We start from the raw sequence: 22,124 nt of genomic DNA, 5'->3' as shown, positions 1-22,124 counted from the left end.
TGCCCATGCATGCCGGTCACAACATCGCGTCCCGGATGTGGGACGCTGGCAATTTTGATTTCATGCGGGTGGAAGCCATATAAGGCTAATCTCCAATCTCCGCATACATGAAGGACTGCACGGAATATTCGTATTAGTATGGTACTTGATTTTGGGTTAGCGGGCAACGTGACACCCCTTGTGAAATTGTATACATAACACGATCTAGCAATATCTTTTAACTTTTTTCGTGGCACTACCTGCGTCCTGCCAGCAGTTTTCGCTCCACATACACCACAAGCTGATACATCGCTGTAGCTACGGCTGCGATAATAAGCAGGCTCGATAATACCAGGGTAAAATTGAAGACCTGAAATCCGTAGATAATTAAATACCCGAGCCCCTGTTTGGCCACCAGAAACTCACCCACAATTACACCGACCCAGGCCATGCCCACATTGACTTTCAATGTGGAGACAATCGCGGGAAACGAAGCCGGCAGGACAACTTTGGTAAAGATCTCCGACCGGTCGCCACCGAACGTACGAATGACCTTGATATAATTGCTGTCCACTTCGTTGAAACTGTTGTACACCACCAGGGTCGTAATGATCACCGTAATGGACAACGTAGTCATGACAATAGCCGTAAAGCCTGCTCCGAACATGACGATGAAGATGGGGCCGAGTGCAACCTTTGGCATGCTGTTGAATACAACCATATAGGGATCAAGCACTTTGGACAAAAAAGGAGACCACCAGATCAGGACCGCAAGCAGCGTTCCGACAAGCGTCCCCAGCAAAAAGCCAACTGCCGTCTCCCCAACGGTGACTGCGACATGGATCCAAAGTTCACCACTGGCGATGTCCTTGCCGATCTGGGCAAAAACTTTGCTCGGATAGCTGAACAGCAGGACATCAATCCAGCGCAGCCTGCCCGCCAGCTCCCATAACAAAAACATGCAGACCAGCAGGGACAGCTGAACCGCAAGTACCTTGCGGCGCCACTCAGCAACCTGCTTCATGTGGCCCTGGTGCAGCTTCTGCATCCATTCTTCACGGCGCATTTCCTGCTTCTCTCTCGTCTGATTCACCCGTTCTTCTCACCTCCTCCGGACTGTTCCAGTTCGCTCCATAACGCCTGAAAAAGCTCATTAAAACCTTCCTGCTCCCTTGCGAAGAATGGCTGGGATTTCCGAATGGCTTCAGGAATGATAAACTCTTTCCGAATTCGTCCAGGATTGCGATCCAGCACAATAACGCGGTCACTCACTGCAATCGCTTCGGACAGGTCATGTGTGACCAGCACCGAGGTTTTTCCTGTTTCCTTGAGCGTATCTGACACCAGATCCTCCAGCTGCAGCTTGGTCTGATAGTCCAGCGCAGAGAACGGCTCATCCAGAAGTAGCAAGGATGGATCGGTTGCTAGCGTCCGCACGAGCGCGACACGCTGCCTCATGCCACCAGATAGTTCGGAAGGATATAAATTCTCTGTTCCAGCAAGGCCCATCTCTGCAAGCAGCTCGCTTGTTCGTTTACGACTCCGTTCATCCAGCCTGCCCGTCAATTCAAGTCCGATCAGTGCATTGTCCAAAATGGTACGCCATGGAAACAGATAATCCTGCTGCAGCATGTAGCCAATCTGGGCAGATGGACCTTCAACCAGTTTCCCTTTAACCTTCACTTCTCCCGCTGTCGGCGTGAGCAGCCCGGCGATGATGGACAACAATGTCGTTTTGCCACACCCGCTAGGACCAACGAGACTGACAAATTCTCCTTGTTTAACCTGAAGGCTCAGGTCTTCGATGACCAATGAGGCTTCACGCTCATTGACATACACTTGCGAAATTCCTTCCAGTCTAATCACCGTATCGGATTCAGGCATGGCGATCACTTCCTTTCCTGAAAGCCTGTTACTTCACAGATGCTGCTTGTTCCGCATAGGTGTTATCGACAATCGCTTTGGAATCCACTCGTTGTTCGAGTTCTCCAGCTGCACTCATGACGTCCAGCAGATTGTTCCATTCTTCATCGTCAATAATCGGATCTGTTGCATATGTCCCCTGTTCCTTATAGCGATTAATACTACTTACGAGAATGGTTTGATCGATGTCTTTAAAGTAAGGGAGGATGACGTCGGCAATCTCTTCAGCCGAATGAGAATCTACCCAGACCTGTGCTTTGTGCAGCCCGTTCGTAAATTTCTGGACAATTTCCTTGTTGTCGTTGATGTAGCTTTGTTTCGTCATGAACACCGTATAGGGCAAATGTCCACTCTCCGTTCCAAACGATGCAACGACCTTCCCTCGGCCTTCCTGTTCAAAGATGGACGCCTGTGGTTCAAACAGCTGTACATAATCTCCTGTACCCGACGCAAATGCAGAAGCAATGTTGGCAAAATCGACATTTTGGATCAATTCCAGATCATTCTGCGGATCAATGCCATGTTTGTTCAACGTGAATTCTCCAGCCATCTGCGGCATCCCGCCTTTGCGTTGCCCGAGAAATGTACTTTGTTTCAGCTGATCCCAATCAAAGCTGCCTTCTGCACTCCGTGCAAACAAAAATGTTCCGTCTGTTTGGGTTAGCTGAGCAAAGTTAATGACCGGATCTTCCGCTCCCTGCTGATAGACGTAGATAGATGTCTCTGCTCCGACCAGGGCAATATCCACGGAGCCCGCGAGCAAGGCAGCCATCGTTTTGTCGCCACCCGCCGTTGTCTGGATCTCGACCTCCAGTCCCTCTTCTTCAAAAAAACCTTGGGCTACGGCTACATACTCCGGTGCGTAAAATACCGAACGCGTCACCTCGCCAATCGTAATTTTCGCTTCGTTTTTCTCTTGGTTGCAGCTCGTGAGCGCCACAATGATAATCAGCAATATAACGATGGCACGGATGAACCAGGGCGTGTATTTCATGCTGTTTCCCTCCTTCGCTGGTTTCAGCAGTTTCTCTCTACTATGAATATGCCGCTGCCCATCAAAAGGTTAAGAACTTGCACACCAAAAAAAGAGCCGGGCATATGCCCGGCTCTCTCTAGTACCAGCTTCGTGTTATGAGATTAAAAACTACAGTTTATAAATCTCGGTATATTTTGCTTCCAGATAATCGGCCAGATAATCCGGGTTCAGCTCCTCACCTGTCACAGCGAGAATCAATTCGGAAGGCGTACGGCTCTTGCCGTAACGATAAATCTTGTCCGTTAACCATTCCTTGATCGGTATCAGATTGCCTTCAGCAATATAAGCGTCAAACTCCGGCAGTTCCTGGCGCAGCGTATGTAGAATCTGAGCGGCATACATATTGCCAAGTGAATACGATGCGAAATAACCAAAATCACCACCGGACCAGTGAACATCCTGAAGCACACCTACACCATCGTTTGGAGGAACAATCCCGAGATATTCTTTGTACTTCGCGTTCCAGGTTTCCGGCAAATCCTTGACTTCCAGTCCCTCATTGAACAGCATTTTCTCAATCTCATAACGGATGATAATATGCAGATTATACGTCAGCTCGTCTGCTTCAATTCGAATCAGGGAACTTTCGACGCGGTTGATTGCACGGTAGAAATCTTCCAGAGCCACTTCGCTCAATTGCGGAAAATGCTGCTGCAAGTCTTGATAATAGCGAGTCCAGAACGGACGGCTGCGACCAATCATATTTTCCCAGAGACGGGACTGGGATTCATGAATACCCATCGACGTTCCTTCAGCCAAAAGGGTACCTGCCAGACTTTCGTCAATATTTTGCTCATATAGAGCGTGTCCGCCTTCGTGCAAAGAACTGAATACCGCGCTCGTCACATCATCCTGCAAGTAATTCGTCGTGATTCGCACATCCCCCGGGTTAAGTCCTGTCGCGAATGGATGAACACTCTCATCCAGTCTTCCGGCATCAAAGTCATAACCCATCTGTCCCAAAATGAACAAACTGAATTTTTCCTGTTGATCCGTATCAAACAGCTGGTTTAAGAACTCCGTATTCGGCTTGTTTTCGGAAGCATTGATCTTTTCCTGCAGCGGCACCAAACGTGCTTTCAACCGGGCAAATACCGCATCTACTTTCTCTACGGTCAGATCCGGCTCGTACATATCAAGCAGCGTATCATAGCGTGTGTCTTTCACACCCCAGTAGTCGATGAACTCCTGTTTGAGTTTCACGATCTCTGTCAAATACGGGGAAAAGCCTTCAAAATCGCTATTATGCTTGGCATCTTCCCATGCGGTTTCCGATTTGGCCGTGAGCACCGTATACGCTTGAACCTTCTCAGGCGGGACGGATTGGCTCCGATCGTATTCCTTTTTGCATTCCAATACCAGACGGCGATTTATATCATCCAGTTGATTCAACACCTCTGGTTTTGTCAGCGTGTCCAAATAGGTTTTCATCTCATCCGAAGTTTGAAGCTTGAACGCTTCGGTAGATAACATGCCGATGGTTTCCGAACGAGTCGGAACGCCTTTCTTCGGCGCACCAGTGCGCAGATCCCAATGAAGCAAACCAATGGCTTCGTGATAACTTTTGATTTTGCTGGCCAAATTAAGGAATGATTCCAGATGTTTCAGGGTTTGTTCTTCCATTGTTATCGTTCACCTCTACAAAAAAAGTTTAGACTCCCTATTGATGATACTTTTTGCAATGCGTATAATCAACTTTTAACAGAGGTAAATGGCATGATTCTTATTTATAAGATATCGTGCCGTTTGCTGACCGTGGTATAATTAAGAGCAGGGCTTAGGACAAGCTGCATACCGATGCAAGCAGCCGTGCTCATCGTATTGGATAACAGGAGGCAATGGACATGAACAACATTCAAGAGATTTTGGCGTACAACAAATCATTTGTCGAGACAAAAGAATACGAAAAGTATACGGCCGGTAAGTTTCCAACTAAAAAAATGGCAATTATCACATGCATGGACACCCGTCTGGTGGAACTGCTGCCTAAAGCGATGAATTTGAAGAATGGTGAGGTTAAAATCCTTAAAACGGCAGGCGCCATTATCTCTCAACCTTTCGGTTCTGTTATGCGAAGCGTGCTTGTAGCTATTTATGAGCTCGGGGCAGACGAAGTTGTTGTTGTCGGTCACACCGAGTGCGGTATGGCCTCTTTGCAAGCAGACACCATGATTGGCCACATGCTTGACCGCGGTGTATCCAAGGAAGTCATAAATGCTCTGGACAACTCCGGAATCAATTTGAACAATTGGCTTCGAGGGTTTAACAGTGTGGATGAAGGGGTAAAACATACTGTAGGAGTCATCAAAAATCATCCCCTGTTTCCACAGGGAGTACCCGTTCACGGCATGATTATCGATTCCTCTACAGGCCAGCTTGAGCTTGTAGTTGAAGGGTACGAGTAACAGGCATCTCTCTAAATGGTTTGGGTGCGGACCTCAAGGTCCGCACTCTTTTTTTGTCTAAATTGAGGCAGTTATGCTGTCAGGTTGTCAAACCATACAGTTTCAGTGTACACTTTTATGAAAGCGGTCATTGATGACAATATCCATTGTTTTCACTGGCCCAGCCCTAATATTAAGGAGACATGTGCATGAACATACTTTCCTACGGATTGCTCGGGCTGCTTACCCGCGAGGAGTCGTCTGGTTACGATCTGATGCTGAAGATCCAGCCTCATTGGCAAGCCAAACACAGTCAGATCTACCCGCTCCTGTCCAAGATGGAAAATGATGAACTATTATCTTCCCGCTGGGTGCAACAGTCTGACAAACCGGACAAAAAAATGTATGCAGTCACGGAAAAAGGTATCGAGAAACTGCTCGGCTGGATGATTACTCCTGTTACCGCTCCGGTAACGCGTGACGAATTCAATTTGCGTATTTTGTGTGTCGGCATCGCCGAAGATGGAAGCATGAGACGCATTCTGAATGAGCGCAAAAACTGGTTTATGGAGCGCATCCGGTATTTCGAGGATCTGAAGTCCCGCATCCCTCAGGATAACCTCCGCGTAGGCAGCCGGGAATTTGGGAGCTACATTTTGGTTCAAAAGGGATTAATGAATGCCCAGACCGGCCTAGAATGGTGCAACTGGGTGACTCAGCTGCTGGATGGTCAGGCAGCCATTCAGGACCCTTGTCCGATTATTTCGGAAAATTAATAAAAATTTGAAACGTTCCTGCTTTTAGACCGTATTACATGAGTAAGGCCCATTTTTAGGGTTGATCACACAATTTAATCGGGGGGTTACGATCTTTACAATGAAGAAAAAATTTGGAATTAAACATCTGATGATGGTTTTTATGGCTTTCACTCTGTTGTTCGCAACAGTTGGCGTAGCAAATCCGGATTCTGCTGACGCAAGACGTGGTGGCGGTTTCAAATCAGGCACAAAGAGTTATACCAACACACCTAAGAAATCCGACAACAATGTGAGTCAGTCCAACTCGAACAACAACTCAGGTACAGGCGCAGCTGCAACGAACCGTGGCGGATTCTTCGGCGGTGGCGGCGGATTCATGAAAGGCATGATGCTGGGTGGTCTGGCCGGTATGATGTTCGGCGGATTGTTCGGTGGCATGGGAGCTCTTGGTAACATCCTTGGATTGCTTGTAAACGTGGCTGCGATCATGCTGATCGTTATGCTGGCAATGGCACTCTTCAGAGCAATTGCAAATCGCCGTAAACCGGCTGCAGATGGTCGCTATGACCGCCGCAATGATCGTGATGATGATGACCGCAACAGAAACGGACGGTACTAATCATTATGGTTCTAAGCATGGATGAGATTGTTAATGCAATCTGTCTTCACATGGCTGAACGCAAAGGTGTGCGCCCGACTGATGTCAATGTTGAACTGAGCTGGGAAGAAGATACGGGATACTCCGCTGAAGTCTGGATTCAAGGCCGTAGTCAATACTTGGTTGAATCCAACATGATAGAAGCGATCCTGCGCTACCTGCACAGCGAATACAACATCCGGGCTTACCGTGAAAACGTCAGACTTGATCTGGACGAAGAGATTACAGCCATTGTGAATCAATAATCAAATCAATTATTTGCGGATGATTTGTTAAAGGGCCGTCTCCCTAATGTCATTGACATTAGTGGAGACGGCCCTTTTGTTCACCTTGAGAATGATGAATATCCTGGGAATTTAACCTTACGTTGTTCTTCCCAAGATATTCGTGATACGGTACGTTCCTACTTCAATTTCACAAGGCTGTAGTTCTTCTTGCCTTTACGAATAATAATGAACTTGCCACCAATCGCATGCTCCGCAGACACTGTAAATTCCAGCTCTGTAATCTTCTCTCCGTTCATAGAGATCGCACCTTTGGTGACATCCTCACGCGCTTGGCGTTTGGATGGCTCAAGGCCCAGATCCACCAGCCAGTCAACGATGTTTTTGGCTTCGCCGTCTGTTTCAAACGTAGGCATTTCCTTGAAGCCCTGCTCGATCTCATCGGCTGTCAGGGAGCGAATATCTCCACTGAATAGCGCTGCGGTAATACGTTTAGCTTGCTCCAGCATCTCTTCGCCGTGAACGAATTTTGTCATTTCTTCGGCGAGTGCCTTCTGCGCTTCACGTTTGTGCGGCTCGGTCTCTACCTTTTCAGCCAAAGCTTCAATTTCCTCTTTGCTAAGGAAGGTGAAGTATTTCAAGTATTTGATGACATCGCGATCATCCGTATTCGCCCAGAACTGGTAGAATTCGAATGGTGTCGTTTTGTCCGGATCCAACCAGATCGCACCGCCCGCGGTTTTACCGAATTTTGTACCATCGGCTTTGAGCATCAGAGGGATTGTCAGCCCGTAAGCTCTTGCTTCAGATCCTTCTTTCTTGCGGATGAGGTCCAGACCACTCGTGATATTCCCCCATTGATCGGAGCCACCGATTTGCAGCTGCACATCCTCGTTTTGGAACAGATGATGGTAATCCAGAGACTGCAGGATCTGGTAGGAAAACTCGGTGAACGAGATTCCGCCTTCCAGTCTGCTCGCCACGACATCTTTTGCCAGCATCGTGTTAAGATTGAAGTTTTTCCCGTAATCACGCAAAAACTCGATGACGTTAATTTGATGTGTCCAGTCGTAGTTGTTCACCATGCGAACCTGGTTGTCGCCTTCGGTTACAAACAGTTTTTTCATCTGTGCTGTCAGCTTATTGACATTTTCTTGGACCTGTTCCAGTGTTTGCAGCGAACGCTCGGATTGACGTCCACTTGGGTCACCAATTGTACCCGTTGCTCCCCCAATCAGGATCACTGGACGATGTCCCGCAAGTTGAAAACGTTTCAGCATCATGAACGGAATCAGGTGACCGATGTGCATACTGTCTCCAGTTGGGTCAACCCCACAGTACAAGGAGATCGACTTGGTTTCGGTCAGCTCACGCAGCCCCTCCGCATCCGTCTGTTGGTTTATGGCGTCACGCCATTCAAGTTCATCAATAATATTCAACCCAAACAACCCCTTTCTCTTCTAATCGTTCTTCAGTCATGGACTACGTTAATGGTCAAAAATACAGATGGGAGCAGCTTTTTTGGACACAAAAAAATCGCCTCCTTGTCTTCATTAGACATAGGGACGATTATCATAACCGTGGTACCACCCAACTTGCATGAACAGATGCTTACGCATCATCCATACCGCTTTTGGCAATATATCGTTTGCCCATTCCGCTTGGCATTACCCAAGTACTCCAGAGTGTAATTCGCAGCCCTTGTATGTATCAGGTTCCATCAACCCCTGACTTTCTGTAACAGGGACAAAGCCGCTACTGCGCTCCATCAACGTAATTCATGTATTAGATTATAGCCAGTATAGCCGAACGTTCAACCCATTGCAAGAGCCTGTATTCAATCTGCTCACCGTACAGCAAAAAGAGACACTGCTCTTTTATACTATGCCTCTATAATCAGCTTCCTATGATAATACGTATACGCCTTTCCCGCAATCTGATCCTCATTATCCCACAAACGCTGATCCAGAGTATCCAACCTCAGTTCCTCTTCTGTCGTGAGTAAACGGGGAATGTCCCATAATGCTGTCAGCCTTTCATCATCCGCCAAATGCTCGATCAAGCGATACTGCTCCTGAATATTGCCCAGCACCTGGTTCGCACCAATCGTATGTAATGCCCGCAAAACATGAAGATATGCTTCTTCTCCCCAATTGCAGAAAAATTGAATGAACCCACCGTTATATACGTCTACTTCCAACAGCCATAAGGCTGCAATTTCCTGCTCCTCGGATGTTAATCCCGACCATCCCTGTTCTTGTTTGTTCTTTTTGTCTACAAACTTCAACGCATAATCATACCATACATCATGAATATCTTGATTAGTCATGCCCTTCATCCCTTCCCCTAGTCTGCATGCTCTCCAGTTCATGGCGTTTACCGGTTTGATGCCAGTGCAAATAGGGTTCTCCCAATTGCTGAAAAGCGTTCATTACGTTGCGGTCCATTTCTTGTATCACTTCGCTCGTGTATTTCAAATGAGTGTTGATATTATCTACGTCGTACTTTTTCAACATCTCCACATGCACCGTGGTAAAAATAATATCCTCCAGCAGCCAGTAGATAACCATCTCGGTCTGCTTCAACTTTTTCTCCAACATGGGCATTCCACGTTCATAGATGGTGACAATATAGGTTCCATTTTCCATTTCAACATAAGGCACGCCTTCCCATTTGAACGGGTCTAATAGACGGTTAACATATGTATTGCTCTGTTCTTGGTCAAAGTCTGTTTGGGATAACAGTTCAAGCAGTTTTACTACTAATTCCTGTTTCGTTAAAACATCTGACATGGCAGCTCACCACCTGTAATTCATTAAATTTCTTCCCCATGACATGATCATGAAAAAGCTGCCGGTGGCAGCTTCTTCGTGATCACCAGGTTGCTTGTACTCACAAGGTACCTATTGCAACTTATGATTGTATTTTCAATCTGAAAATTTTCAAACTGAAGGCTGAATCTGCACTCCCCATCAGGTTCCGCAAAATGTCCGATAAGATGGATCACAGGTCGTCGGCAATGTGGCGTATTCTTCCTGTTCCGGTGTATGTGCGTAAGGTTCCCGGAGAACGGCTAGCAGCTGATTCATTACGCTATAATCCCCATCATTCTCTGCCCGTTCAAGCGCCTCTTCCACTCTATGATTCCGTGGGATGATTGCAGGATTGCTGCTCTTCATCAATTGCTCTACAGCCTCTTTTGATCCAGACTGCCGGCCCAGTCTGGCTTTCCAGCGTTCGTTCCATTCCGCAAATTCCGGTGCTTCGTTAAGATTCGAGTTCTCCCACTTATCAAAAGTTAAAGCTAAAAACGTATTCGTGAAGTCCGCCGATTGCTTTTCCATCAGTTCCAGAAAATCTTTCATCAGCGTTTCATCTTCGTCCTCTTCTGTCAATAATCCCAGCTTGGCACGCATGCCGGATAACCATTCTAGATGATACTGCTCCGAAAATTGGGAAATGGCATCCTGTGCAATCTGTATGGCCACATCTTCATGTTCATGCAGCAGCGGCAGTAATGTCTCCGCAAGACGAGCCAGATTCCAGCCCGCAATATAGGGTTGATTGCCGTAGGCATAGCGGCCTTGCGTATCGATTGAACTAAAGACTGTTGCTGGATTATAAGCATCCATAAAAGCACAAGGCCCGTAATCAATCGTTTCTCCCCCGATGGCCATATTGTCCGTATTCATGACGCCGTGGATAAATCCAACATTCTGCCATTTGGCTATCAGTGAAGCCTGTCGTTTGATGACTTCCCGGAGGAAGTTCAAGTAACGGTTATGATCCAAAGGAATGTCAGGAAAATGCCGTTCCAGCGTATAGTCCGCCAGTGCTCTCAGTTCGTCTACAGTTCCCCATCTAGCTGCATACTGAAAGGTTGCCACGCGGATGTGACTTGAAGCGACTCGAGTTAATATGGCACCCGGTCGTTCCGTTTCACGAATAATGCTTTCTCCAGTCGTCACGACCGCCAAACTTCTCGTTGTAGGGATACCCAGTGCTTCCATGGCTTCGCTGATAATATATTCACGCAGCATCGGTCCGATCGCCGCCCGACCATCTCCTCCACGGGAGTATGGCGTTCTGCCCGAACCTTTGAGCTGAATGTCCACCCTCTCGCCACGTGGCGTAATCTGTTCACCCAGCAGCAATGCCCGTCCATCACCAAGCATGTTGAAATTGCCAAATTGATGGCCTGCGTAAGCTTGGGCCAGAGGCTCGGCTCCAGGCGGAATTTCATTGCCTGCAAAAATTGCTGCCCCTTCCTTGCTGTTCAGCGTTTCAGCATTCAGTCCGAGGCTGGCCGCAAGGGTTTCATTAAAGATGACAAGCTCAGGTGACTGTACCGGTACTGCACCCTGACTCGTATAAAAGGTCTGCGGCAGCCGGGCGTAACTATTGTCCAAATTCCAGCCTGCGCCTAACTTATCCTTTTCCATGTGCACTCCACTCCTTCTCCTCAACAAAGGAACTCCTCTGTTTGTATTCATGTAGCCTGTGTGAACCAATGCTCATTTATGTAGTCGCATGGAATTTCGAAATGATGAACATATCATCTGTTCATAAGGAAACTTTAGCATATTTGTTGGGTGTTTGCATGTTTCATGGTGTCCGACAGCCAAATAAGCCCACAAGGTATTCATTAGGAAGAATGATGTTTTCCACTCTTTCCAGCAATGAATTCGATGTGGGCTTTCTCGTTTAATTCGATATTATTCAGTTAAGATGGAATTAGGTATGTGCCTCCTGAGTTCCGGCTACAGGCTGAACAGGCAGACTTTCCTTTTTGAAACCAAGATTGAAAAAGATATTGAGCAGAATCGCTGACAGACTTCCTGTGATAATGCCATCGCTCACAATGATCCGAATGCTTTGTGGCAGCTGGGCAAACAGGTCTGGTACGGCTGTAACACCAAGCCCGAGCGAAACCGAACAAGCGACGATCAACAGGTTGGACTGCTTGCCAAAATCGACGGTTTGCAGCATTTTGATTCCAGAGGATACGACCATACCGAACAGAACCACTGTTGCACCGCCTAATACTGCACTTGGGATAATGGTTGCAAATGCTGCTACCTTCGGAATGAGTCCAAGGAAGACGAGAATGCCTCCGGCTGCAACCACAACATTTGTTGTTTTCACCTTGGACAATTGAACGAGCCCGACATTCTGAGCGAATGTATTATATGGGAAGGCATTGAATATCCCGCCAAGTACAAAAGCCAAGCCCTCTGCACGATAACCGCGAGCCAGATCCTTCTCATTGATGGGCTGATCGCAAATTTTGCTCAAAGCCATAAACACACCCGTTGACTCGATAATCACGACAGTACCTACGATGATCATTGTAATAATCGGGCCAAGCTCAAATGTTGGCATTCCGAAATAAAAGGGTTGTGGCAAGTGGAACCATGACGCTTCTTGTACAGGAGAGAAATTCACTTTTCCCATGAGAGCGGCAATGAGTGTTCCTGCGATGATGCCAATCAGGACGGCAAGAGATTTAACGAAACCCCGAGCATACCGGTTCAGTATCAAAATAAAGAGCAGTACTCCGAAAGAAAGTGCCAGATTGTCCACGCTTCCGAAGTTCTCACTATTTGCCCCGCCAGCCATATTCTTAATACCGGTAGGAATAAGTGCTAGACCAATAATGGTTACCACGGTACCAATGACAACGGGAGGAAACAGCTTGACGATTTTGCTGAAAAATACGGCACAGATGACGATAAATAAACCAGCTGCTATGATGGACCCATAAATGGCTGGAATACCATACTGAGATCCGATGGCGATCATGGGCGTAACAGCTACAAAAGAACTACCGAGTACTGCTGGCAAACCAATGCCCAGATACTTTCCCTTCCGAGCCTGCAGCCACGTTGCAACACCGCATGTGAGCAGGTCAATGGATACCAGATATGCCAGCTGCTCTGCAGTCAGATTCAAGGCTCTTCCCACGAGTAAAGGTACCAGAATTGCCCCGGCATACATGGCCAATACATGTTGAATCCCCAGTGAAAAAATTCTCATTTTTTTTGTTTCGTTCATCCGCGCTCGCCCCCGAAATTAGAATCAACCCATCGCACTGAATAATCATGTTATGTTGATTCACATTATATAAACTATTTCGAAAACTTCCATGATACATGAACGAGAATTGTTACAGGAGATAAAGAGATCGTATCTTTTTGGGCAAACGAAACAAAACACCCGATTTCTAGTGTAACATTATTTAACATCGCACTACATTTTTTAATGAATATCAGGAGAATAGAAAAAAGCCAGCACTACATGTGCCAGCCTGCTGTTCAATCGATTTAATCATCATCGGAATTTTCATTGGAGGACTCCCGATATGAACTTCGTACTCCAGATCGCTTAAATCTTCCAAACGATACGGTCTGATATTTAAACTCATGCTTAGTGTTCTCCTACATGACCTGCCTTATTTCGAAGGGATCGGAAAGTCCGTTACAATTACATTCTCTACCCATCCGTTAAGGGAAGCTACAAAAGCCTGATGCGCAGGATGCGGACCATATGCACGCAAGGCTTCTTGGTCTTCAAACGTCACTCTTAATCCAAGCGTGAATCCCTGAATATGATCCGTCTCTTCCGTTACATTGATTCCGGCAGTCAGATCGATGATCCCAGGAATCTCGTCCTGCAAGGCGAGCAATTGTGAGACAAATTCCTGCTGTTTTGCCGGCGTAATTTTATCGTTGAATTTGAATACCACCAGATGTTCGAACATGAAATTTCCTCTCCTTCGTTATAAAATGTTCATTTACGACATAGTTCAGATTCTATATGTTTTTTCCATATGTTTCAATCTGAGCTCCTGATTCTGCTTCGAACTTTAGACGAAAAAAGGTGCGTTCAAAGCCAGACTATCGCTGACCTGACGCACCCCTTCGCAGACACAGTGACGCTAAACGTGCTTAATGCCTTAACGCTCTGCTCTGAACATGGTGAAGGAGCTTCTCCAACCATGCAATGTTGCTCTCAATCGTGTGATAAGCATGATCCCTCATCAGCCACAGAGCATCCATCAAATCCTCACTTACCTCGATCTCCTCTGGTTTCTGCTCGTCAATATAATCGAGTTTTTTTCTTTGTTTCACGATTATATCTTCAATAAGATATGCGATCTTCTGATTATCCACCTTATCCAGATTAACCAGCGCTGCATAAAGGGACTGAATGCTCGTGAATTTCTGAAATACTTTATAGATGCTCTCTTCCAGTGCTAGCCGTCCTTGATCAGTGATCCCATACATCGTTTTGTCTGGTCTATTCTCACTCTGGATCGTTTCAATCTTCTCGATTAGCCCCTTCTTATGCAGCACTTCGAAATTGTAATAGATCGTACCTTCCGTGATTTTGGCCTCGGTCTGATCCAAATGTTTGCCTATTTGCTTTTTGATATCATAGGGATAACAATTCCCTTCACTTAATGCACCAAGAATAAATATTTGAATTGACATGTGACTGCCCCCATTCTGCTCTTACCAAGGGCACAGCTTCTTACAAATTCGCCTGAGCCCTTTTATTTCTTATTTTATACTATAGCGGGCTGTTGTGAAGACTCTTGCAGCGGATTGGTTTGCTTGGCATGTTTGAAATGGTGAATCGCTGCATTGAGAACGAAAGCGACCAGTCCAACCAGCGCAAGTCCGATCGCATAATGGGCCGTTCTGCCACCACCGAAGAGAATATTGTAATCCAAATGCGTGGAATAGAACATCGGCGTGATCTGACTGACGAATTTGAAATATCCAGGCATCATTTCAAGTGACATGGACGTACCGTTGGCAATGGATTGACTTAGCACGAATATCATGTTGATCAGCATACCTCCCTGACCGAGAAGCATGATGAAGATACTTGTAAATTCGATCGACACGAATAATTGCAGACTATGCACCAGCCACATTTTCAGAAAGACTTCAACCCCATACCCTTGAACCATGAAGTAGATGCCTACTCCAACCAGAGGAGCAATCAGGGATATGAGCAGGTTCGCCCCCCGCAGGGCAAAGAAGGCTTTCCATTTTCCCATTTGTGCACGAAACTGCTGCATTCCGCCCACGCTCTGCATGGCATAGATCATGGCTCCAACATAGAGCGCCATCGTGATGAACATCGGCGCCATCTGATTTTGCATACCGGCAGGCTGTGGGTTGCTCATGACGATATTGGATGAGACCTTGCCCGTGGTTGATTCCACAATCTGTTTGGATTGATCCGCAGGAACCTGCATTCCGTTCAATACCGCTTCAAAGCTTTGAGCCTGAACCTGTGCGCTGATCTGAGCGGTAATTTCTGCTGCTACACTTTTCATCGAACTGGTAATTGTCGTTGGGTTAGATTCATTAATCAAATATTCCAGCTGCGCTTTGCCGCTCTGTTCAGACAGTTTCTCCGTAAAGTCACCAGGTATACGTATCACCATATGGATATCACGGTCTTCCAGACCCGTCTTCGCCTGTTCCAACGACTCATCGGTTACGATATGGAACGGGAGCTGCTCCTGCAGCTTCTGAACAAATTCAGTACCAGATTGTTGGTCCTCATTAACGATGGCCACGGTAAGATTCGTTACGTTTTTGGGAATGGCGCTATATCCGGACATGAAAACGGTCAGCATCACAATCTGATAGAACACAATCATGAATATCCCCGCTTTGACTCCTTTATGCTTCAGCATGCTCTTCACTCTTTACTCCACCTTATTATTATAATTTAAACTACTTGAATTAAAGTACTCTTGTTTGTTATATTTGTCAATGACCCCAACTAAGGAGGTAAGATGAATGAAGAAGAGCACGATTATTTCTCTGTCTGAAATCACGAAATTCCAATTGAAAGAAGAAGAGTTTAGTCCTTATCGTTGGTATCGCCACATGCTCAAACAGGAACCTGTCGTTTACAATGAAGAGACGGATTCCTGGCATGTGTTCAAGTATGACTTGGTCAAAACCGTATTGAATGATCATGAACATTTCTCCAGTGTAAGAGAAAGATCGATTGTAAACGTGGGGTATTCAAGTGAGGGTGAAGGTGCTGACAGCGAGCACCACATTCCGGACAAGCTGGATATTCACAACGTCGATCCTCCGGAACACCGCAAGCGAAGATCATTATTAGCAAGTGCATTTACCCCAAGAAGTCTCAAACTTTGGGAACCGCGCATTCAGGCCGCAGCAGACGAGTTAGTCGCGGAATTTTCTCAGCTTCCCGAGGTGGATATTGTACAAGCCTACACAAGTATGTTTCCAGTAATCATCATGTCTGATCTGCTTGGCATTCCTTCCAAAGACAGGCTCCTATTTAAGGAATGGGTAGATATTCTCTTCATGCCAACCACGGATGCAACCTTTAGCCGGATCAATGAAATGAAGAAAATTGCGGGTCAGCAATATTTCGAATACCTTTACCCTTTTGTTGTGTCCAAACGAACAAATCTTGCCGAGGACATCATCTCGGACCTGATCCAGGTCGAAGTGGATGGTGAACATTTTACGGATGAGGACATTGTACGCACCACCATGTTCATTCTGGGCGCAGGAATAGAAACCACAAGCAACCTGTTGGCCAATTCCTTCTATGCGCTGCTCTATGATAAGCCTGAACTGTACACGGAGCTGAGAGATAATCCAGAGCTAGTTGGAAATGCAGTGGAAGAAATGCTACGGTACCGTTTCCATATCAGTAAAATGGACCGCATGGTCAAGGCGGATAATAACCTGCTTGGGGTTGAACTTAAAAAAGGAGACGCCATCGTAGCCTGGATGAGTGCAGCCAACATGGATGAGGACATGTTCGAGGATCCTTTCACATTGAATATTCATCGTCCGAACAATAACAAACAGCTCGCTTTTGGCTTCGGCACACACTTCTGCCTGGGTGCACCTCTCGCTAGGCTGGAAGCCAAAATAGTTTTGACCACATTTTTAAGAACCTTCTCAAGCATTGAACCTGTCAGCGGATTCGTTTTGGAAGACCACCTGACTCCGTCTGCAGCAGGACAATCGCTGACAAGCCTTCCCATAAGGTTATATAAATAGTACGCTATAGATGGTTAACAGAAAAGGAGCAGGAAATCTGCTCTTTTTCTGCTGCCCTGCTATTAATAGCATGCGAGGGAGCAATATCGTCCAAGAACCTACCTTCTTTTCCGTTTATAATGACAAGAACTTACGAGAAAGAAGGTGCAGCATGAATCGCGAAATACGAACCGTTGTATTTGATACCGATCTGCAGCTTGAAGCTTATCAATTCCAGGGCATTATGCAGAAATTCCCCAATCACTTTCATGACTATTATGTCATTGGTTTTATTGAGCAGGGCAAGCGACATCTGGTCTGCAATAATCAGGAGTATGTGCTGAATACAGGCGACATCATCGTATTTAACCCTCATGACCCTCATGCCTGTGAACAGATTGACGGAAGAACACTCGATTATCGCTGTATCAACATCCAGCCAGAGGTCATGAGAGAATACACCCGCGAAATTACCGGACAAGACTATCTGCCGCACTTTACAGCACCCGTACTCTATCAACACGAATTGGTCGGCTCTTTGCATGACCTGCATTTGATGATTTTGGAGGAGCAATCCGATTTTGGCAAAGAAGAACTGCTGCTCCTGCTGCTTGAACAGCTGCTTCGGGATTATGCGGATGTTGAATCCCCCATCTCTTCTCAGGATGTCACAACCGAAATCAAGCGTATCTGCGAATACATAGAATCTCATTACATGGAAAGTATATCGCTGAGTGAGTTAGCTGAACGAAGTGGAATGAGCAAGTATCATCTGGTACGTCTATTTACTCGCCAAAAGGGCATCTCACCATATCGGTATCTGGAAACTATTCGTATTAATCAGGCCAAACGCTTATTGGAACAAGGAACGCTGCCGCTTGAGGTATCCGCCCAGACGGGATTCAGCGATCAGAGCCATTTTACGAACTTTTTCAAAAAACTTATCGGTTTGACGCCCAAACAATATCACCGAATCTTTAACCATGAATACGAGTCCCAACGGCAGCAGGACCGTGTTTCACGATGAGTGAAAATAAACATACGGCTGGTCACCTACTCGCCTTGCTTACGATTTTGATCTGGGGGACCACCTTTATCTCCACAAAAATTCTGCTCATCGATTTTACACCTGTGGAAATCTTGTTGTTTCGTTTTCTGATTGGATATGTGCTGTTGTTCCTGATCTACCCTCGTGTGATGCGGATATCAACGATTCGGGATGAGATGCTTTTTATGGCGGCCGGACTGTGCGGGGTCACATTGTATTTTTTGATCGAAAATATCGCGCTTGTTTTCACACTGGCTTCCAACGCAGGTGTCATTGTGTCCATTGCACCCTTCTTCACCGCTTTGCTTGCACATTTCTTCCTGAAGGATGAGCCGTTATCTCGGCATTTTGTCGTCGGTTTTGCTATTGCTTTGATAGGCATTGTGATCATTGCGTTCAATGGGCATTACAGCCTGCAGCTAAATCCGCTGGGCGATCTGCTTGCTTTTGTGGCTCCTGCTGTCTGGGCAATCTATTCCGTCCTTATGCGTAAAATAGGCGATCTTCACTATCACACCATTGGTGCAACACGCAAAGTGTTCTTTTACGGGCTTTTGTTCATGCTCCCTGCCTTATTCCTGTTCGAATTCCATTTTGACATGGAGCGGTTAGCCGATCTGACCAACCTTTCCAATCTTCTTTTTCTCGGGGTAGGCGCTTCTGCGTTGTGTTTTGCAACCTGGAATAGGGCGGTAAGCCTTCTGGGAGCAGTGAAAACCAGCGTTTACATTTATTTGGTGCCTGTAATTACATTGTTAGCCTCTGCACTGCTGCTGCATGAACCCATTACTTGGATTACCATGCTTGGTGCGGTGTTAACACTCCTGGGTTCAATCATCTCAGAACGAAAAGTTCGGAAGCACGCCCTCGGATCGAAGTTGTCCGAGAGCCATTAGACTCTGGTCGTTTGGAACGCAAAGAAGGCACCATTCATCCTTTCAGGATTAGTGCCTTCTTTGTGTTTGCGTGCGATGACTTACCTTTTGCACAAATGTTATTATCCAAGCTAGGAGTAGTTAGCTAATTCAGCCTGGCAAGCAGCGTACTCAGCTCATGCTTCTCCAGATGCCTCCATTGTCCTCGCTCCAGTTGATCCAGTGTTATATTCATAATACGGATGCGCTCCAGTTTCAGCACTCTGTACCCCAGGGCTTTGCACATTCTGCGAATTTGCAGGTTAAGCCCCTGTGTCAGAATAATCCGAAAAATATTCTCACTGTGACGATATACTTTGCATGGCTTGGTTATTACGTCTAGAATCTCGACTCCTTGGGACATCATTCTTAGGAAATCATCTGTAACCGGTTTATCCACGGTCACCACGTATTCTTTTTCATGATTATGCTCTGAGCGCATCATTTTATTAACAATCTCTCCATCGTTCGTAAGCAAAATTAAACCTTCCGAGGCTTTATCCAGCCTGCCAACGGCAAAGATACGTGATGGATAATTCACATACTGTATAATATTGCCCTCGACTTGTTGTGCTGCCGTACAGACAATACCTATTGGTTTGTTCAGAGCCAGATATACAGGTTGGCGATCAACCTGAGGGATTTCCTTGCCGTCGATCAGGACGCTATCTTCTGCTTCAACCTCTGCTCCCTTTGCACATACCTCGCCATTGATCGTAATGCGTCCGGCTGCAATTAAGCGGTCTGTCTCTCTCCGTGAGCAGAATCCCGTTTCACTTATGTATTTATTAATTCGCATGCTTCACCGCTTCTCATATCTGTAATATAGCCATCATCTCATTTATAATGAAAGGAAGCAATGAAGCCTATACGAAAGTCTTAGGATAAACAACTACCTTTGAGGAGATGCTCATGGACAAACAATGCATGAGAGTGCTTAAGAAGCTGTATCAGCATGCCAATGGCGAGTACGACAGCGAGCGACAGGTGACGGTGTATCGAACGGATACTAACTGCTGACGAACAAGACGTATTACATACGCACGGCTGGGTTCCTAATGATCTGGAGCTAATTGCTCATGACGAGATCATTCAACAATTAATCGATTTGCAGCAAAATGAACATCTATCCTGGACCACGGTCACCAATGCATTTGTGGCGGGTGTTGGTGGAAGTTATCCCCGAGGCATATCTGCACTTGGAAGCTATCATATGATGGTTCACATGCAGCACCATGCTTATGAAGAAGCGAAACATTTCCATTGTTGTAAATACTGCGGTTTAAGCCGTAACAGCAATGAATCATGGGATAATTTGTCCTTTATTCGCTATGCCGTTCACTTGGGACACGATTACAGCTCGAATAGTTTAGGGACATATGCTGATTTGACAGAGCTAGTTTCCCTGCTTGAACATGAATCCATTACACCGAGTGAAGAGGACATTCACACCTTCAATCAACTGCTCCATAGTTTGGATCAGGCAGAGAGCGAGGAATCTCCGGGAAAATATGAGAAACGGCTCACAGCCGAGAAATTGATCAAAGGACAGGCTGGTATCCGCCGAGGCATATTGAAATCTTTATCCCGAGTAGGGGTTCTGCCAAACCAGATTCTCTCCCTTCATCCTGATCATTGGACCAATATCGAAGAACTGCTGAATGCCGAATTACTGCTCAGCAATACGAAAGGCCGCTCCGACATGGAGATGCCATGGGCCGGATGGCAAGGTAAACTCGGTGTGGATTGGGAGAAGGCCCGTCAGCTTTTTGGAAGTATGATCCTCCATCATTCCTAGTCGTAAAAAACAACCCAAACAGCTTCAATTCGATGAATTGAAACCGTTTGGGTTCGCTTGCTGCAATTGTTTTTGAACATGCATTTCTTAGAAAATGTCTAAACTGAAATATCCAGACTACTTCCCAGATTCGGATGTGGGGCTGGAACAGATTTTAACATTTCCGTAAGCTGTTGACCTTGTTGTTCTGCCATGTTTTTCGACAATGACATCACCTGCAAACTCGCCGACTGCGCCAGCGACGTTTGACTCATGGCCATTGATAATGCTGCAATATCCATGTTCTGCACTCCTTTATGTATCTAGTAAATGAGCGTACCTAATATATATCGGATAGTGCACAGGAATTGTGTAATCTAACGCACGCCATGATCCGATTCAGGAGGGAAGATCTCAAGAACGTTAAGACTGAATCAAGCCATACTTCACAAAACTGTGATACAACCCATCTTCCTCAATGGTTTCAGTAATGTCATCAGCGATGGCTTTCAGACCGGGCTTCGCATTGCCCATGGCAATGCCTATATTGCAAAATTCCAGCATCTCCGCATCATTCATGCCGTCTCCGATGGCCAGTGTGTCTTCCCGAGACATGCCCAGGTGTTCCAGCAGATCCGCAATTGCAATTGCCTTGTGAATGCCAGGAATCATGAGCTCCCCGCTTCCCTCTCCAAAGATAGGTACGGTGCACTGGATAACCTCGAATTTGCCCTGAAATTCCTGCTTGATCCGTTCGAACGGAACCACAGCACTTTCCAGAAAACAAACCTTATTGACATCATCCTTATATAAGTCGGCTTCACCGTAGGTCAGACCCGTAATAAAGGGATGCGGCTTCTGTTCCTTTTTCGCTCTGGCTGTCGGATCATTCTCCACATCACCGTATATGCGACGTTCGAGATGGGTTTGAAGATTGCTACTTGCATAGAGGGCCGAATTGGATTCCAGATAGAAATCAATCTGATGTTCATTGAAAAAATCGACCATATGACGAACATCTTCAGCCGTTACCTTTTTATGATATAGAACTTCATCACCAAACTCCACGTATCCGCCACCTGCACCAATCAGACCGACGAATCCGACGTCCCAGATGGAATCATAGATCTCCGCCTTGGAACGCCCTGTGCACAAATAAAGCAGATGTCCATTGGCACGTGCCTGCCTGCAAGCCTTCTGAGCTGAAACAGGTATGTTCCCATCATCATCCACAAGTGTGCCATCAATATCGATAAAGACTATCTTACGTGTCCGTGTGTTCATCTGAATCTGCCCCCCATTATGTCTCAAGCCATGTTGTATCCATCCATTCATGCCAAAACACTTATTCCTTTATGATTTCCCAAC

Annotated in this window: 24 protein-coding genes and 1 other annotated feature; of the genes, 8 read left to right on the top strand and 16 right to left on the bottom strand. The window is 46.2% G+C overall.

Annotated elements, in window-relative coordinates:
- Positions 1-235: 235 nt before the first annotated feature.
- From CHH60_RS00315 to CHH60_RS00300, 4 genes are all read right to left on the bottom strand, one after another.
- Positions 236-1,027, bottom strand: coding sequence for an ABC transporter permease (locus CHH60_RS00315; RefSeq protein ID WP_110823414.1), 792 nt, complete (start codon positions 1,025-1,027; stop codon positions 236-238).
- 41 nt (positions 1,028-1,068) lie between these two features.
- Positions 1,069-1,863 carry an ABC transporter ATP-binding protein gene (locus CHH60_RS00310; RefSeq protein WP_095357352.1) on the bottom strand — a complete coding sequence of 265 codons (795 nt, stop codon included), beginning with the start codon at positions 1,861-1,863 and terminating at the stop codon, positions 1,069-1,071.
- Between the two features lie 28 nt (positions 1,864-1,891).
- Positions 1,892-2,896, bottom strand: a complete 1,005-nt coding sequence (locus CHH60_RS00305) for an ABC transporter substrate-binding protein (RefSeq protein ID WP_095357351.1) — start codon at positions 2,894-2,896, stop codon at positions 1,892-1,894.
- 150 nt (positions 2,897-3,046) lie between these two features.
- Positions 3,047-4,561, bottom strand: coding sequence for a carboxypeptidase M32 (locus tag CHH60_RS00300; protein WP_095357350.1), 1,515 nt, complete (start codon positions 4,559-4,561; stop codon positions 3,047-3,049).
- A gap of 221 nt (positions 4,562-4,782) precedes the next feature.
- Here CHH60_RS00300 and CHH60_RS00295 point away from each other — a divergent pair, with 221 nt between their 5' ends.
- From CHH60_RS00295 to CHH60_RS00280, 4 genes are all read left to right on the top strand, one after another.
- Positions 4,783-5,343, top strand: coding sequence for a beta-class carbonic anhydrase (locus CHH60_RS00295; RefSeq protein ID WP_095357349.1), 561 nt, complete (start codon positions 4,783-4,785; stop codon positions 5,341-5,343).
- Between the two features lie 188 nt (positions 5,344-5,531).
- Positions 5,532-6,098 carry a PadR family transcriptional regulator gene (locus tag CHH60_RS00290; RefSeq protein ID WP_095286420.1) on the top strand — a complete coding sequence of 189 codons (567 nt, stop codon included), beginning with the start codon at positions 5,532-5,534 and terminating at the stop codon, positions 6,096-6,098.
- 100 nt (positions 6,099-6,198) lie between these two features.
- Positions 6,199-6,699, top strand: a complete 501-nt coding sequence (locus CHH60_RS00285; RefSeq protein ID WP_095357348.1) for a hypothetical protein — start codon at positions 6,199-6,201, stop codon at positions 6,697-6,699.
- 5 nt (positions 6,700-6,704) lie between these two features.
- Positions 6,705-6,983: a YxcD family protein gene (locus CHH60_RS00280; protein WP_095286418.1), complete on the top strand. Its 279-nt coding sequence runs from the start codon at positions 6,705-6,707 to the stop codon at positions 6,981-6,983.
- 158 nt (positions 6,984-7,141) lie between these two features.
- Here the strand turns inward: CHH60_RS00280 and tyrS are convergent, their stop codons facing one another.
- The 9 genes from tyrS to CHH60_RS00240 form a co-directional block, all read right to left on the bottom strand.
- Positions 7,142-8,401 (bottom strand): tyrosine--tRNA ligase, encoded by a 1,260-nt coding sequence (gene tyrS / locus CHH60_RS00275; protein WP_095286666.1) that lies wholly within the window; start codon positions 8,399-8,401, stop codon positions 7,142-7,144.
- A 119-nt stretch (positions 8,402-8,520) separates the two neighbouring features.
- Positions 8,521-8,743 (bottom strand) — a binding site (T-box leader).
- Between the two features lie 101 nt (positions 8,744-8,844).
- A complete protein-coding gene (locus CHH60_RS00270) occupies positions 8,845-9,291 on the bottom strand; it encodes a DMP19 family protein (RefSeq protein WP_095357578.1) in 447 nt (148 codons plus the stop codon).
- Positions 9,284-9,754: an Imm63 family immunity protein gene (locus tag CHH60_RS00265; protein ID WP_095357347.1), complete on the bottom strand. Its 471-nt coding sequence runs from the start codon at positions 9,752-9,754 to the stop codon at positions 9,284-9,286. Before CHH60_RS00265 ends, CHH60_RS00270 begins: the two co-directional genes overlap by 8 nt.
- A gap of 180 nt (positions 9,755-9,934) precedes the next feature.
- On the bottom strand, positions 9,935-11,404 hold the full coding sequence (locus CHH60_RS00260) for a protein adenylyltransferase SelO (protein ID WP_095357346.1): 1,470 nt from the start codon (positions 11,402-11,404) through the stop codon (positions 9,935-9,937).
- A 292-nt stretch (positions 11,405-11,696) separates the two neighbouring features.
- Positions 11,697-13,016, bottom strand: a complete 1,320-nt coding sequence (locus tag CHH60_RS00255; RefSeq protein WP_095357345.1) for a nucleobase:cation symporter-2 family protein — start codon at positions 13,014-13,016, stop codon at positions 11,697-11,699.
- A gap of 214 nt (positions 13,017-13,230) precedes the next feature.
- The gene (locus CHH60_RS29660) at positions 13,231-13,386 is read right to left on the bottom strand and encodes a hypothetical protein (RefSeq protein WP_176475919.1); all 156 of its coding nucleotides are present in this window, start codon (positions 13,384-13,386) and stop codon (positions 13,231-13,233) included.
- 27 nt (positions 13,387-13,413) lie between these two features.
- Complete coding sequence (locus tag CHH60_RS00250; protein ID WP_095357344.1) at positions 13,414-13,722, bottom strand: Dabb family protein; 309 nt, start codon at positions 13,720-13,722, stop codon at positions 13,414-13,416.
- A gap of 187 nt (positions 13,723-13,909) precedes the next feature.
- Positions 13,910-14,455: a PadR family transcriptional regulator gene (locus CHH60_RS00245; RefSeq protein WP_095357343.1), complete on the bottom strand. Its 546-nt coding sequence runs from the start codon at positions 14,453-14,455 to the stop codon at positions 13,910-13,912.
- A gap of 74 nt (positions 14,456-14,529) precedes the next feature.
- Positions 14,530-15,678: a YhgE/Pip domain-containing protein gene (locus tag CHH60_RS00240; RefSeq protein ID WP_255247753.1), complete on the bottom strand. Its 1,149-nt coding sequence runs from the start codon at positions 15,676-15,678 to the stop codon at positions 14,530-14,532.
- 106 nt (positions 15,679-15,784) lie between these two features.
- Between CHH60_RS00240 and CHH60_RS00235 the strand changes: the two genes are divergently transcribed.
- The 3 genes from CHH60_RS00235 (at position 15,785) to CHH60_RS00225 (ending at position 18,961) form a co-directional block, all read left to right on the top strand.
- The gene (locus CHH60_RS00235) at positions 15,785-17,038 is read left to right on the top strand and encodes a cytochrome P450 (RefSeq protein ID WP_095357341.1); all 1,254 of its coding nucleotides are present in this window, start codon (positions 15,785-15,787) and stop codon (positions 17,036-17,038) included.
- A gap of 151 nt (positions 17,039-17,189) precedes the next feature.
- A complete protein-coding gene (locus CHH60_RS00230; protein ID WP_095357340.1) occupies positions 17,190-18,044 on the top strand; it encodes an AraC family ligand binding domain-containing protein in 855 nt (284 codons plus the stop codon).
- Positions 18,041-18,961: a DMT family transporter gene (locus CHH60_RS00225; RefSeq protein ID WP_095357339.1), complete on the top strand. Its 921-nt coding sequence runs from the start codon at positions 18,041-18,043 to the stop codon at positions 18,959-18,961. The genes CHH60_RS00230 and CHH60_RS00225 overlap by 4 nt, the downstream gene beginning before the upstream one ends.
- Before the next feature lie 124 nt (positions 18,962-19,085).
- On the opposite strand, the gene CHH60_RS00220 is transcribed toward CHH60_RS00225, so the two are convergent.
- Positions 19,086-19,778, bottom strand: a complete 693-nt coding sequence (locus tag CHH60_RS00220) for a pseudouridine synthase (protein WP_095357338.1) — start codon at positions 19,776-19,778, stop codon at positions 19,086-19,088.
- Positions 19,779-20,087: 309 nt separating this feature from the next.
- Between CHH60_RS00220 and CHH60_RS00215 the strand changes: the two genes are divergently transcribed.
- Positions 20,088-20,777 carry a hypothetical protein gene (locus CHH60_RS00215; RefSeq protein WP_255247752.1) on the top strand — a complete coding sequence of 230 codons (690 nt, stop codon included), beginning with the start codon at positions 20,088-20,090 and terminating at the stop codon, positions 20,775-20,777.
- A gap of 98 nt (positions 20,778-20,875) precedes the next feature.
- Here CHH60_RS00215 and CHH60_RS00210 read toward each other — a convergent pair whose 3' ends face one another.
- Positions 20,876-21,058: a YjfB family protein gene (locus tag CHH60_RS00210; protein ID WP_095357337.1), complete on the bottom strand. Its 183-nt coding sequence runs from the start codon at positions 21,056-21,058 to the stop codon at positions 20,876-20,878.
- A 121-nt stretch (positions 21,059-21,179) separates the two neighbouring features.
- The gene (locus tag CHH60_RS00205) at positions 21,180-22,040 is read right to left on the bottom strand and encodes a Cof-type HAD-IIB family hydrolase (RefSeq protein WP_095357336.1); all 861 of its coding nucleotides are present in this window, start codon (positions 22,038-22,040) and stop codon (positions 21,180-21,182) included.
- Positions 22,041-22,124: the final 84 nt, after the last annotated feature.

Origin of the sequence: Paenibacillus sp. 7523-1, from assembly GCF_002276415.1 — a bacterium.
Taxonomy (GTDB): Bacteria; Bacillota; Bacilli; order Paenibacillales; family Paenibacillaceae; genus Paenibacillus; species Paenibacillus illinoisensis_A.
This window is presented reverse-complemented; position numbering and strand designations above follow the sequence as displayed.